This is a genomic window from Streptomyces sp. NBC_00080 (genome assembly GCF_045041255.1).
GTDB classification, from domain to species: Bacteria; Actinomycetota; Actinomycetes; order Streptomycetales; family Streptomycetaceae; genus Streptomyces; species Streptomyces coriariae.
Map to the genome: position 1 here is coordinate 7,902,410 of NZ_CP108235.1, position 13,147 is coordinate 7,915,556.

General features: G+C 72.2%; 12 protein-coding genes. 7 read left to right on the plus strand and 5 right to left on the minus strand.

Annotation, left to right across the window (positions count from 1 at the left end):
* Nucleotides 1–38: 38 nt before the first annotated feature.
* Nucleotides 39–1,112 carry an endo-1,4-beta-xylanase gene (locus tag OHU34_RS35280; RefSeq protein ID WP_405770109.1) on the plus strand — a complete coding sequence of 358 codons (1,074 nt, stop codon included), beginning with the start codon at nucleotides 39–41 and terminating at the stop codon, nucleotides 1,110–1,112.
* Here OHU34_RS35280 and OHU34_RS35285 read toward each other — a convergent pair.
* The 3 genes from OHU34_RS35285 to OHU34_RS35295 all read right to left on the minus strand — a co-directional run bounded on the left by OHU34_RS35285 (nucleotide 1,105) and on the right by OHU34_RS35295 (nucleotide 3,543).
* Nucleotides 1,105–2,172 (minus strand): LacI family DNA-binding transcriptional regulator, encoded by a 1,068-nt coding sequence (locus tag OHU34_RS35285; protein WP_142269271.1) that lies wholly within the window; start codon nucleotides 2,170–2,172, stop codon nucleotides 1,105–1,107. The two genes, OHU34_RS35280 and OHU34_RS35285, sit on opposite strands and share 8 nt — an antisense overlap.
* Before the next feature lie 226 nt (nucleotides 2,173–2,398).
* On the minus strand, nucleotides 2,399–2,587 hold the full coding sequence (locus tag OHU34_RS35290) for a DUF5999 family protein (RefSeq protein ID WP_020132802.1): 189 nt from the start codon (nucleotides 2,585–2,587) through the stop codon (nucleotides 2,399–2,401).
* A gap of 365 nt (nucleotides 2,588–2,952) precedes the next feature.
* Nucleotides 2,953–3,543 carry a hypothetical protein gene (locus tag OHU34_RS35295; RefSeq protein ID WP_142269270.1) on the minus strand — a complete coding sequence of 197 codons (591 nt, stop codon included), beginning with the start codon at nucleotides 3,541–3,543 and terminating at the stop codon, nucleotides 2,953–2,955.
* A 571-nt stretch (nucleotides 3,544–4,114) separates the two neighbouring features.
* On the opposite strand from OHU34_RS35295, the gene OHU34_RS35300 reads away from it, so the two are divergent.
* Complete coding sequence (locus tag OHU34_RS35300) at nucleotides 4,115–5,632, plus strand: glutamate--cysteine ligase (protein ID WP_405770111.1); 1,518 nt, start codon at nucleotides 4,115–4,117, stop codon at nucleotides 5,630–5,632.
* A 223-nt stretch (nucleotides 5,633–5,855) separates the two neighbouring features.
* Here the strand turns inward: OHU34_RS35300 and OHU34_RS35305 are convergent, their stop codons facing one another.
* A complete protein-coding gene (locus OHU34_RS35305; RefSeq protein ID WP_405770114.1) occupies nucleotides 5,856–6,449 on the minus strand; it encodes a hypothetical protein in 594 nt (197 codons plus the stop codon).
* Nucleotides 6,450–6,657: 208 nt separating this feature from the next.
* Between OHU34_RS35305 and OHU34_RS35310 the strand changes: the two genes are divergently transcribed.
* Nucleotides 6,658–7,437 carry a CPBP family intramembrane glutamic endopeptidase gene (locus tag OHU34_RS35310; RefSeq protein WP_142269268.1) on the plus strand — a complete coding sequence of 260 codons (780 nt, stop codon included), beginning with the start codon at nucleotides 6,658–6,660 and terminating at the stop codon, nucleotides 7,435–7,437.
* 31 nt (nucleotides 7,438–7,468) lie between these two features.
* Here OHU34_RS35310 and OHU34_RS35315 read toward each other — a convergent pair whose 3' ends face one another.
* On the minus strand, nucleotides 7,469–8,278 hold the full coding sequence (locus OHU34_RS35315) for a PhzF family phenazine biosynthesis protein (RefSeq protein WP_142269267.1): 810 nt from the start codon (nucleotides 8,276–8,278) through the stop codon (nucleotides 7,469–7,471).
* Nucleotides 8,279–8,648: 370 nt separating this feature from the next.
* Between OHU34_RS35315 and OHU34_RS35320 the strand changes: the two genes are divergently transcribed.
* From OHU34_RS35320 to OHU34_RS35335, 4 genes are all read left to right on the plus strand, one after another.
* On the plus strand, nucleotides 8,649–11,369 hold the full coding sequence (locus OHU34_RS35320; RefSeq protein WP_200840043.1) for a LuxR C-terminal-related transcriptional regulator: 2,721 nt from the start codon (nucleotides 8,649–8,651) through the stop codon (nucleotides 11,367–11,369).
* A 197-nt stretch (nucleotides 11,370–11,566) separates the two neighbouring features.
* Nucleotides 11,567–12,085, plus strand: coding sequence for a hypothetical protein (locus tag OHU34_RS35325; RefSeq protein WP_142269265.1), 519 nt, complete (start codon nucleotides 11,567–11,569; stop codon nucleotides 12,083–12,085).
* 117 nt (nucleotides 12,086–12,202) lie between these two features.
* Nucleotides 12,203–12,400, plus strand: a complete 198-nt coding sequence (locus OHU34_RS35330; RefSeq protein ID WP_020132810.1) for a hypothetical protein — start codon at nucleotides 12,203–12,205, stop codon at nucleotides 12,398–12,400.
* Between the two features lie 46 nt (nucleotides 12,401–12,446).
* Nucleotides 12,447–13,133, plus strand: coding sequence for an HdeD family acid-resistance protein (locus OHU34_RS35335; RefSeq protein ID WP_142269264.1), 687 nt, complete (start codon nucleotides 12,447–12,449; stop codon nucleotides 13,131–13,133).
* The last annotated feature ends 14 nt before the right edge of the window (nucleotides 13,134–13,147 follow it).

The following is a 13,147-nucleotide window of genomic DNA, read 5'->3' on the forward strand; positions in this document are numbered from 1 at the left end:
GACCCGTACGGCTCACCCCTACCGTGAGGAGTCGCACCATGCACAGCACCGCCGCCCGCACCCGGCTCAGACTCGCCGGCGCCCTCGCAGCCGTCCTGGTCGCCTCCGGTGTCGCCACCGGACCGGCCGCCCAGGCGCACGAGGGCCCGGCGCACGGAAAGCCGCGTACGACCCTCGCCGACCTCGCGCAGCGCCACGGCCGCTACTTCGGCAGCGCCACCGACAACCCCGAACTCACCGACACCGCCTATACGAAGATCCTGGGCGAGGAGTTCGACATGATCACCCCGGGCAACGGCATGAAGTGGTACGCCACCGAGCCGCAGCAGGGCGTCTTCGACTGGACGGCAGGCGACGAGATCGTCGACCTCGCGCGCGACCACCACCAGAAGGTCCGCGCCCACACCCTCGTCTGGCACAGCCAGCTGCCCGGCTGGCTGACCGGCAAGGAGTGGACGGCGGACGAGCTGCGGGCCGTCCTGAAGCACCACATCCAGACCGAGGTACGCCACTACCGGGGCAAGGTCTACGCCTGGGACGTCGTCAACGAGGCGTTCAACGAGGACGGTACCTACCGCGAGACGGTCTTCTACAGGACGCTCGGCCCGGGATACATCGCCGACGCCCTGCGGTGGGCCCACCAGGCAGACCCGAAGGCGAAGCTCTACCTCAACGACTACAACATCGAGGCCGTCGGCCCGAAGAGCGACGCCTACTACGCCCTCGCCAAGGAGCTGAAGGCCCAGCGCGTCCCGCTCGACGGCATCGGCCTCCAGGCGCATCTCGCCCTCCAGTACGGCTATCCGACGACCCTGGAGGACAACCTCCGCCGCTTCTCCCGGCTCGGCCTGGACACCGCGCTCACCGAGGTCGACGTCCGGATGCTGCTGCCCGCGACCGACGAGAAGCTGGCCCGACAGGCCGACTGGTACCGGGACATGACCGAGTCGTGCCTCGCGGTGCGGCGGTGCGTCGGCATCACCGTCTGGGACTACACCGACAAGTACTCGTGGATCCCGGCGTTCTTCCCCGGCGAGGGCGCGGCGCTGCCCTGGGACGAGCAGCTCGCGCCGAAGCCGGCCTACCGGGCGATCCGGGAGGCGCTCAGCTAGGGCCGGTCAGGCCGGGCAGGCTCTGGGTGCCGCGGGGCGGCGCGGTGCTCGAGCGGATCACCAGCTCCGTGCCCAGTTCCACCCGCGGCGAGTCGGGGCGCTCGCCGCGGGCCAGGCTCAGGACGGTGCGGGCGGCCAGTTTGCCCATGTCGGCGAGGGGCTGACGGACGGTGGTCAACGGCGGGGCGGACCAGCGGACTTCCGGAAGGTCGTCGAAACCGACGACGCTCATGTCCTCCGGGGCCCGCAGTCCGCGCCGGCGCAGCGCCTCGATCGCGCCGAGCGCCATCTGGTCGCTGGCCGCGAACACGGCGGTCGGCGGTTCGGGCAGGCCGAGCAGGGCGGTGCAGCCGGTGAAGCCCGACTCGGGGCGGAAGTCGCCGGGGACGACGAGGGTCTCGTCCACGGCGAGACCGGCTGCCTCCAGCGCGGCCCGGTAGCCGTCGTGGCGGGCGCGGGAGCACAGCAGTCGGGGCGGGCCGGCGATCAGGCCGATCCTCCGGTGGCCCAGCGACAGCAGATGCTCGGTGGCCGCCAGGCCGCCCGCCCAGTTGGCCGCGCCGATGGTCGGGGTGTCGACGGCGGGGGAGCCCATAGGGTCGACGACGACCAGCGGGACGCCCAGGATGCGCAACTGCTCGTGCAGGGTGGGTTCGAGGGCCGAGGTGACGAGGATGACGCCGTCGGAGGCGCGGGCGCGCAGGTTGCGCATCCACTCGCGGGCGTCGCCCGAGCGGCCGTGGATCGCCGACACCACGGTGCCCACCCCGGCGGCGTGGGCGACCTCCTCGACGCCTCGGATGATCTCCACCGCCCAGGGGCTGTCGAGGTCGTTGAAGACCAGGTCGAGCAGCGCGGCCCGGGTGCGGGCGGCGGCGGGGCGCTTGCGGTAGCCGTGCTGCCGCAGCAGGTCCTCGACCCGGGCCCTGGTTCCCGGGGAGACGTCGGAGCGGCCGTTGACGACCCGGGACACGGTCGGTACCGAGACGCCGGCCTGGCGGGCGATCTCCGTGATCGTGATTCTGCCCCGGGACACGGGCACGGTGTCGTCCGCTGTCACTTCCCCACCTCCGTCGCGTGGTTCCGGACGGTGCGCCGAAACTTCCAGAAGTCTTCCGGAACATGCGCAGTCGTGGGAAGACATACAGGGGGTACGCACCACGCCGAGACGGGGTGACTACACGCAGTGAGCGGCCGTGGACGCGCGTCGGGGCCGGTTCGCGGTGGTCTCCGCGGGCCGGCCCCTCATGTCTGCGGACGGCGGTCCCGCGCCGTCCGGCTGATGCTCAGGCGGCGGTCACGACCCGGTGAGGGGCGATGACCCGGCCGTCCGGCAGGAGCTCACCGGTGTCCTCGAAGAGCAGGACGCCGTTGCACAGCAGGCTCCAGCCCTGCTCCGGGTGGTGCGCCGTGAGGCGCGCGGATTCCCGGTCGGCTGAGGTCGCTGTCGGGCACGGTGGCTGGTGCTGGCACATGGATGGGAACTTCCGCTCTGGCGTGAGGTCTGAGATGGCTGTGGTGTCTGTTCCGCGGCGTGAAACGTCGTTCATGGCCGCCCCCCGTTGTGATAAGTCCGTCGGAACCCAGTGTTGCCCCACGGAGGTCGTTCCGCAGGGATTTCGCGGCACCGCTTCTCACAGGTTCATGACGCATCACCCGCGCGGGCGGTTCATCCCAACCGCACTGTCACTTCGGGTGGTTCCTGGTGGCCGAATGGGGCTAGTCCGCGGCGCCCGGGAGGTTCTCGAGGTCACCGGACGGCGCCGTACCCCGCCACCGGGGCCGCGGTGACGGGGTACGGGGTGCGGGGTGCTGGGCCGACCGGTCGGGGGCCGAACGGTCAGGCCGGTGAACCTAGCAGCGGCGGTGTCGCGGGGGTGGCGCGGAGGGTGAGCAGCGGAAGCAGCTCGGCGACCCGGTGCGCCCGGTGTGCGGCGATCCCGGGCGGTGCCGGGGCCAACGGCACCAGGAGGTCGGTCGGGGCGGGATGCCCCGTGGTGCCGTCCGACGAACTGTCCCCGTGCAGCCAGAGGGTGAGCATGTAGAGGCCGGGCACCGACAGCAGCCGCGGCTGGAACGGCTGGGCGGTCGACTCGGCCTGGCGCAGGGCGCGTTCGGTGGAGGCGATGTAGGGGCCTTCGAAGAAGTGCGAGAACGCCCAGCCGTCCGGGGTGAGCCGGGTCTCGGCCGCGGCCACGGCGCGGTCGCCGCAGCGGATCAGGAAGCGCCAGCCGGCCAGCCGGGTCGCGGCCAAGCCTTCGGGGGCGATCCGGTCCAGGACGTGCAGGGGCAGCGGGAGTTCGGGAGTGACATCACCCTGAGCGGTGCGCAGGGAGGGCGTACGAGCCTCGCGGACCGCGGTGGGGGAACCGAGTGCCATGAGGACGGAGCGAAGGGCGGGCGCGGGAGCCGGGGGGACATGCAAAGGCATGGTGGGTCGCCTCTCATTCGACAGGCACGGTGGCGCGAGGGCGTGGGCGGACGGCGCTGTCAGCTAGCTCTCGAACAGGTCGGAGAGGCAGGGGCCGGAGTCTGGGGTGCGGGGGTGCGCGAGCGGCCTGCCGTCACCTCGACGACAGGCTCCTTCGACTGTGGGCGCCAACCTTCTCTGCCTTGTTCGCGGAGTTTATACGACATGTGTTCAGACTGTGTTTCGTCTAGTCGATGCCGGGACACTCGGCAAGGGTTCATTCGGTCGGCGATAGGGGTGAATCATCCCGATTCAGAGCGGGGTGCGCGGCGATGACCTCGGCTTATGTGCGTCACGCGGTCGGCGTATTTCAGTCGGCGTTTTTCACGAGTTCCATATTTCGTGAAAGGGCCTTCGGCCGCATGCCCCGTGAATGTGCCAGCGGTCACCGCCGGTGGCTTTCGGTCAGCGTAGCGGGTGCCGGGCGGCGTGGGGGACGTTATCGATCGGCCCGGCTGGGCATCATCCCACCTGACCCGGATCATCCGGCGGCCGGGATCGCCGGTCCGCCCACGCGAGGAGGGACGCTTCGATGGGGGAGAAGGTCGTGGCAGGCGCGTTCGACCTGTCCGATCGTCAGCACTACCGGGACAAGCTCCGGCGGTGCCTGACGGGGCTCGAGCGGCTCCTGGCCCAGAAGCGCTTCGACCGCCCCAAGAACCTCATGGGGCTCGAGATCGAACTGAATCTCGCGGGTGCCGACGGCCAGCCGACAATGCTGAATGGGCAAGTGCTGGAGAGGATCGCGAGCCGCGATTTCCAAACAGAACTCGCCATGTTCAATCTGGAAGTGAACATAGCTCCACACCGATTGGGGGGCCGGGTATTCGATCGGCTCGCGGAAGAACTCCGTACGTCACTGGCATATGCCCACCGAAAGGCGGGCGAGGTCGACGCCGGTATCGTGATGATCGGTATTCTGCCCACGCTCGACCGGGACGACCTGGTCTCGTCGAACCTTTCCGAGGTCGACCGCTACACGCTCCTCAACGACCAGATCGTGGCCGCCAGGGGAGAGGACTTCGTCCTGGAGATCGACGGGGTCGAGCGGCTGTCGTGCACCTCGAAGTCGATCGTGCCCGAAGCGGCCTGCACCTCCGTGCAACTGCACCTCCAGGTCACGCCGGGCCGCTTCGCCGCGGTGTGGAACGCCGCGCAGGCGGTCACCGCCGCGCAGATCGCCGTCGGCGCCAACTCGCCCTTCCTGTTCGGTCACGAGCTGTGGCGGGAGTCGCGGCCCCCGCTGTTCCAGCAGGCCACCGACACCCGGCCGCCGGAGCTGCAGGCGCAGGGCGTACGGCCGCGGACGTGGTTCGGGGAGCGGTGGATCGGCTCGGCGTACGAGCTGTTCGAGGAGAACCTTCGGTTCTTCCCGCCGCTGCTGCCGATCTGCGACGACGAGGACCCGCTGGAGGTCCTGGACGCGGGCGGGGTGCCCTCGCTCGCCGAACTCGTCCTGCACAACGGTACGGTCTACCGCTGGAACCGGCCCGTCTACGGCATCGCCGACGGCGTTCCGCACCTGCGGGTGGAGAATCGCGTCCTGCCCGCCGGGCCGACCGTGACCGACGTGGTCGCCAACGCGGCCTTCTACTACGGCGTGGTCCGGGCCCTGGCCGAGGAGTCCCGGCCGGTGTGGTCCCGGCTGCCGTTCGAGGCGGCCGAGGCCAACTTCGACGCGGCATGCCGGTACGGGATCGAGGCGCGGCTCCAGTGGCCACGGCGCGGGCGGCTGGGCGGCGTGGCCGAGGTGGACGCGGTGAGTCTCGTACGGGACGAGCTGCTGCCGCTGGCCGAGGCGGGGCTGGACGGGTGGGGTGTGGAGCCGGCCGACCGCGACTTCTACCTGGGGGTCATCGAGGAACGGTGCCGGCGGCGGACCAACGGGGCGACCTGGCAGGTGGCGACGTTCCACCGGGCGGTGGAGGCGGGGTTGTCGCGGGACGCGGCGCTGGCGGCGACCACGCGGCGGTACGCGGAGCTGATGCATCTGGGGGAGCCGGTGCATACGTGGCCTGTGGGGTTGCCGGAGCCTGCCTCCTTGGGGTGAGGCGGGGTGGTGTTCGGTGGCCCGGGAGCCCCGGGATCCCCGGGAGTTCGGGACTCCCGGGGCTTTCGGTGGTTCGTCGGCCGTGGGGCGGTGGGGGCTGGTCGCGCAGTTCCCCGCGCCCCTGGGTGGGGTCGGTAGCCGGTGGGGATCCTGGCTCGGGTGGGTTTCCGTGCTGACGGGTGGGGATTCCGGCTGGGGGGTTTCCGTGCCGGGCGGTGGGGGTTCACGGTGCGTGGCGGCCTTTTGAGGGGGCCAGTCCTCGTTGCCCTGGGTTCCTGCTGCCACTGTCGCCTTCAGGATCACCGTGTGGATCTGGGAGGGGCCGGTCACCGACTGGCCCGAGCCGCCCGTCGCCCCGGCTGTCCGGGCGGCCTCCTCGCGGTCCGCGTCGGGGCCGACCGCGGGTCGCCTCGCGGTCGGCGGTGATCCGCTGGACCCACAGGTCCGAGTCGGCCACCCACACCTGCGCGTCCGGGTCCTTGCCCGCCGCCAGCGTCTCGGCGACCTTGGACGACTCGCGCGCCGTGACGCCGGTCTCGAGGCGCTGTCCGTCGGAGGTGAGGCCGCTGTCCTCGGCCTGCTTCGCCGCGACCATGAGCGCCGGGGCCACGTCCGGGGAGGCGGCCACGGTCAGCCGTACGGGGTGGTCGCGGCAGGACGAGCCGAAGGAGAGCAATCCGCTGCGCACGGCGGCCGCGGCACCCCCGGCGACCGTGAGCACGAGGGCGGTCGCGAGGGCCACGGTGCGGCGGCGGATCCGCGGACGGGGGTCGCTGCCGCCCGCCCCGTACTGATCGGGCAAGCTGTGACGTCCCATGTCGGTGGTGCCCCTCCCCGTGGGCCCCGGTGGCGGATTTCCGCCGCACGGCCTGCGAAGGGGAGGTACGCCCCGTACGACGCCCGTCCCCCCGGACGGCCTGTCACGCACGATCTTCGTAACTTCTTTCGAGACCCTGGCGAGGCAGGGGTGGGGATGCGGCGGGTTTACGCAACTGGAGGCAAGTGTGCAGGTGGAGGCAGGGTAGGTGACTGATTCTTTTCCGCGGGAGCAGCTCTCGCGACGGATTTTCCGCAATGAGACACTGCTCGTTCTGGGGGTTTCGCTCGGTGCGAGCGGCGTGTCGGCCCTGATCAGTTTTGTCGGATCGGTCACCGAGCCGGGCGGCCTGAAGGACCAGGCGGCGACCCTCAACGCCTCGGCCGCGCCCGGTCGTCCATGGCTCGACCTCGCCTGGCAGCTGTTCTGGATCGCCAAGGCGCTCGTCCCGGTGGCCCTGGTCGCGCACTTCCTGATGCGTGAGGGCCAGGGGCTGCGGACCCTGGGCTTCGATCGCACCCGGCCCTGGCCGGACCTCGGTCGCGGGGCGGCGATCGCCGCGGTGATCGGCAGCACGGGCATCGCCTTCTATCTGGCGGCGCGCGGCCTCGGCTTCAACCTCACGGTGGTGCCGGAGGCGCTGCCCGACGTGTGGTGGAAGTACCCCGTGCTGATCTTGTCCGCGATGCAGAACGCGATCCTCGAAGAGGTCATCGTCGTCGGCTATCTGCTGCGCCGGCTGGGGCAGTTGGGCTGGACTCCGGGCACCGCGCTCGTGGCCAGCGCCGTGCTGCGCGGCTCCTACCACCTCTATCAGGGCATCGGCGGCTTCCTCGGCAACATGGCGATGGGTGTGGTGTTCGTCTACCTCTACCGGCGCTGGGGCCGGGTGGGTCCCCTGGTGGTGGCGCACTCCCTGCTCGACATCGGAGCCTTCGTGGGATACGCGCTTCTGGCGGGGAAGGTGGGGTGGCTGCCGACTGCGTGAGCCGGCCCAGGGTGTCCCCGCCGGACAGCACTCAGGCCAGCAGTTCGCCCTCGATGACCGTGACAGCTCGACCGCTCAGCAGGGTGCGCCCGCCGCACAGTTCGGTGCGGACCCGGCCCGCCCGGGGCGAGGCCTGGAGGCCGGTCAGCGCGGTGCGGCCGAGCCGCTCGGCCCAGTAGGGCGCCAGGGCGGTGTGGGCGCTGCCCGTCACCGGGTCCTCGTCGATGCCGATGTTCGGGAAGAAGCAGCGGGAGACGAAGTCGTATCCCAGGTCCGGGTTCTCGGCGCGGGCGGTCGCGATGATGCCCCGGCGCGAGTGGGCGCCCAGGGCCTTGTGGTCGGGCCGCAGGGCGTGGACGGTCTTCTCGTCGGCCAGCTCGACCAGCAGGTCGCCGACGTGCGGGCCGGTGTCGGCACACGCGAGCGCCTCGGCGCCCAGGGCGTCGGCGACCCCGGCCGGGACCTCGACCCTGGTCAGCGGGGCGGTCGGAAAGTCCAGCGTGATCGAGCCGTCCTCGGCCGGCGTCGCGACGAGGACACCGCTGCGGGTGGCGAAGCGCACCGGGCCCTCGTGGGCGCCCGTGGTGTGCAGGACATGGGCCGTGGCGAGTGTGGCGTGACCGCACATGTCGACCTCGGCGACGGGCGTGAACCAGCGCAGGGCCCAGTCCGCCTCGCCGCCCTCGGGGAGTGGGTGGGCGAACGCCGTCTCGGCGTGGTTGACCTCCAGAGCCACGTTCTGGAGCCGGTTGTCGTCCGGGAAGGCGTCCAGGAGCAGGACGCCGGCCGGGTTGCCGGTGAAGGGGCGGTCGGTGAAGGCGTCGACGATTCGAATGCGCATGACCGTGACGGTAGGCGCTGGGCCCAGCCGCCGACCAAGGCCAATCCGCGAGTCCTGGCCCGGTTTCCCCGGGCTTCGCCGCGAATGGGCCCCGGTCTGCGTCGCGCCCCGTCGCCAAGACGCCGTGGCCGGTCTGCCGCCGATCCTGCCCGGAGCACGTCCTGGCGGGGCAGCGCAGCCCCCGGCCGGCCCTTCGGGCCGGGTCCGTCGTGCCTGTGCCGGGAGCGCCCGTGGCCGGGTCGCGCCGTCCCGTCGTCCGCACGCCGAGGCGCATCGCCCGGGGGCCTCGCAGGGCACCCGGGGCGAAACCCTGGGATCATGAGGGTGAGGAGCGCGACCCATGACCTGACGACCACGGGCGGTGAGCGCCATGGCTGGGCTCGAGGAGAGCGGCGCCGATCCAACGGCGTCGTACGCCGATCCGCAGGGCGATCCGTTTCTGCGCACTCGGTTCGTCATACCGGCCCGGCCGGTGACGTTCCTGCGGCGCGAGCGGCTGGTCAGGCATCTCGACGAGGCGCTGCGCACCCCGTTGACGATGGTCAACGGCGCTGCGGGCGCGGGCAAGACGCTGCTGGTCGCCGACTGGGCCGCGGCCCGTGACCGGCCCGTCGCCTGGCTCACCACGGACGCGGCGGAGCAGGGCCCGGGCATGCTCTGGGCGTACCTGCTCCATGCCCTGCGCGCCTCCGGGGCGTCGCTGCCCGCAGAGATCGGCTGCCCCGCGGACGCGAGCCGCGTGCCCCCCAATCTGCTGGCGCGGCTCGCCGCCGAGCTGAGTACCCGCGACCGTCCCGTGATCGTGGTGCTCGACGAGTTCGACCGCGTGATCGACCCGGAGATCGCGGACCAGCTGGAGTTCGTGCTGCACCACGCCGGGGACGGCCTGCGCCTGATCCTCGTCACCCGTACCGAGCCGCTGCTGCCCCTGCACCGCTACCGGGCGGCAGGCGACCTGACCGAGATCCGCGGCGCGGAGCTGGCGTTCACCGCCGAGGAGGCGGCCGAGCTCCTCGGCCTGCACGGACTGCGGCTTCCGGCGCACGCGACCCACGGGCTCGTGGAGCGCACCCGGGGCTGGGCCGCCGGACTGCGGCTGTGCGCCCTCGCCGCGCGGGAGAACCCGGATCCGGAGCTCTATCTGAAGGAGTTCGAGGCCGACCGCACCACGGTCGCCGACTTCCTGCTCGCGGAGGTGCTCAGACGCCAGCCGCCCGAGACGCAGGACCTCCTGCTGCGGGTCAGCGTCCTCGACCGGTTCCGCCCCGAACTGGTGAACGCGCTGACGGAGCGCACCGACGCGGGGCCCATCCTCGCCGGGCTCTACCGCGAGAACGCCTTCGTCGAGCATCTCGGCCAGGACTGGTACCGCCTCCACCCGCTCTTCGGCGAGATCCTCCAGGCCCATCTGCGGGTGCGCTCACCCGGCCTGGAGCCCGAACTGCACCGGCGGGCAGCGCACTGGCTGCGGGGCTCCGGAGCCCTCACGGAGACGCTGTGCCAGGGCGCCGCCGCGGGTGACTGGGAGTTCACCGCCGGAGCCCTGATCGACGACCTCGCCATCGGCTGGCTCTTCACCGGCCTGCGCTCCGACGAACTCGCCGAGCTGTTCGCCCGGATGGGACCGGACGCCGCGGGCCCCGCGACGGACCTGGTCCGTGCCGCCGGGGACCTGTCCCGGCGCGATCTCGACCGGGGACTGAGGCACCTGCGTCGCGCCGAGCAGGGCCTGACGGCCGAACTGGGCCTGACGGCAGGGCCCGGCGATCCGGCGGAACAGGCACTGACCGCCGAGTGGAGTCCGGCGGGCGAGGAGCCCGGCCTGGTCGCGGCCCGCTTGAGCTGCGCCCTGCTCGAGGCGTTGGCCGCCCGGCTGACCGGGGCGCCGGGCCGGGCGGAGCGAGCCGCGACGGCTGCCGAGACGCTGTGCGACCAGGCCCCCGCCCACCTGTTGGAGAGGCATCCCGAGCTCACCGCGCTGCTGCTGGCCCATCTGGGCTCGGCTCGCCTGTGGGCGGGGCGGTTCGACGACGCGTCCGCCGCCCTGTCACGGGTCGCAGGCGCCTCGGCAGGCGCTTCGACGGCACTCGCCCGCGAGGACTCGCTCGGCCGGCTGGCGCTGATCGACTATCTGAACGGCTGGCTGGGCAGGGCGGAGCGGAAGGCCCGAGCGGCGGTGACCGAGACGGAGCGGTACGGGCTGCCCCAGCCGTCCGGTTCCGGTATGGGGCGGCTGGTGCTGGCCGCCGTCGCCGTGGACCGTGACGACCTGGGCCGGGCGCGGGCGCTTCTCGCCGAGGCGGCCGAGTCGGACCCGGCACTGCGGGACCCGGTGATGGAGGCGGGCCGGGCCATCGCGACCGCCCGTCTGCATCTGGCCCGCGGCGACACCCGAGCCGCTCTCGAAGCGGCGGAGCGAGCGGTGCCGGCCGCCGTGATCTCGCCCTGGGCGGCGGGCCAGACGGCGCTCGTCGTCTCCGCCGCGCATCTGGCGGGAGGCCGGCCGGAGACCGCTTTCGAGGTGCTCCAGCCGTTGTCCGGCGAGCAGCCGGCGTGCGCGGTGGGGGCCGCGCGGGCCCAGCTCGCGGCGGGCCGACCCGGGGCGGCGATCGAGCTGCTCGACGGCGTACGGTCCGACGGCGGCGCGGGCCCCGCGGTGACCGTCCGGGCCCTGCTGGTGAGAGCACAGGCGGCGGACGAGTCGGGGGACGCGGTCAGTTCGCGCCGACTCGTCGCCCAGGCCCTGCGCGAGGCACGGCGGGACGGGCTGCGACGGCCCTTCGTCGAGGCCGGTCCGTGGATCCGCCCGTTCCTGGACGCCATGGCACCGCGGGTACCGGCGACGGACCGGGCCACCCCCGGCGCCGCGGCGTCCGAAGGCCCGCCGCTCCCGCTCGTTGAGGAGCTGAGCGGACGCGAACGCGATGTGCTGGGCAGGCTCGCCCTGACGATGTCGACGGAGGAGATCGCCGCCGACCTGTACGTCTCCGTGAACACCGTCAAGACCCACCTGAAGAGCGTCTACCGCAAGCTGGCGGTCAACCGCCGCAACGACGCGGTGCGCCGCGCCCGCGAGCTGAACCTGTTGTGACCGAGGCCCGCGGATCCCTCCGGCTCGCCCGTGGCGGGTGAGGCGCCTACCGCGCTTCTCCGCTGCGATGAGGGTGTGGACACCTGCCCGCGGCCCCCTCATCCGACTTGCCCGATTCATGCGGCCTGTGCGGCCCGTGCGACTCATCTGAATCATCTGACTCAACTGACCCGTCCCGCTCGCCGAGGGAGGTCGTGATGCCGAGGGCGGAAGACGTCACGGAAGCTCGGACGCGTGCCGATCGCCGGGACGCCGTCGACTTCACCGGCGGCGTCTACGGATCCATGCTCGCCGCCTCGGTGATCGTCGGCGCGGGCACCCTGGGCTCGTTCCCGCGACTGGAACTCGTGCTGCTGCTGTTGTTCACCGGAGTGGCGTTCTGGATCGCGCATGTGCACGCCCAGTTGTTCGGGGCGCGACTGGTGCAGCGGAACCTGAACCGCCGGGCCGTGCTGCACGTGTGCCGCGAGGAGTGGCCCATCATCAAGGCAGCGGTCCCGCCGGCCGTCGCCGTGGCCGTCAGCCCGCTGCTCGGACTCGACCTGGAGGGGTCGCTCTGGTTCGCGCTCGCGGTCGCCGTGGCGGGCCAGGTGGGCTGGTCGGCCGCGGCCGCACGGCGGGCCGGAGCCTCGTGGCGGATGGTGGGGGTCACGGCCGCGGTGAACCTGGTGCTCGGGCTGCTGATCATCTCCTTCAAGCTCTACCTGACGCACTAGAGGGGCCAGGACCCGGTATCACCTGCACGGGGTGAGGACGTCCGCCCCGCCGGGGGCGGACGATCGCAGGGTGAGTGCGCAGTCAGCCAGTCCCAGGCCATCCCGGGAGAGCAGCTCATGCGCTACGAGATCCGCGTCGACGGACACCTGTCGGAGGTACTGACCAGGGTCTTTCCGGAACTGGACCATGTGGTCATGTCCGGTCAGACCGTCCTGTTCGGGTACGTCGTCGACGAAGCGCACCTGTACGGGCTGCTGGCCCGCTGCCAGTCCCTGGGGCTGCGGGTCCTGGAGATGCGTCAACTGCCGGAGTGACGTGCCGGGGACGCCAGAGGCACCCGGCCGGGCAGGAGGAGGAGTCATGAGCGTTTCGCCTGGACCCGCACCGCACACCGGACCGGACGACCCGTTCGGTGGCCATCAGCGGCCACCGGGCGGGGCGGCTTCCGGACCGGTGGGCGCCGACCCCGCCGAGGCACTGGCCGTGCTCGGGCGCTCCTGGACATGGATCCTCGGCTCGGCGGTCGCCACGCTCGTGCCGGGCATCCTGATCCTGATCTGGCCGGACGAGACCCTGCACGTCCTGGCGGTCCTCATCGGCCTGTACCTGCTGGTCACCGGCGGCTTCCGGTTCGTCGCGGCCTTCGCGAGGGACGACCACGGCGAACGCCTCACCGGGCTCCTGCTGGCGGTGCTGTACGTCGTCGCCGGGGTGCTGTGCCTGCGGAACCCGCTGCAGACCATCGCGACGCTCTCATTGATCGTCGGGGTCCTCTGGCTGGTGTCCGGCATCCTCACCCTCTACACGGCGCTCGCCACCAAGGACCTGCCCCACCGCGGAGTCGTGCTCGGCGCCGCCGTGCTCGCCATCGTCGCGGGGATCGTGGTGCTCGCCCTGCCCACCGAGTCGGCCCGCGCGCTGACCCGGCTGCTCGGCCTGTGGCTCGTCCTGCTCGGCCTGGTCGAGGCGGCGGTCGCCTTCGCCTGGCGGGCCGCACTGCGCCGGGCGCGGGCGGCGGAGCCGGGAACTCCCGCGGGGACGGTCTGAGCCCGCCGGCTCAC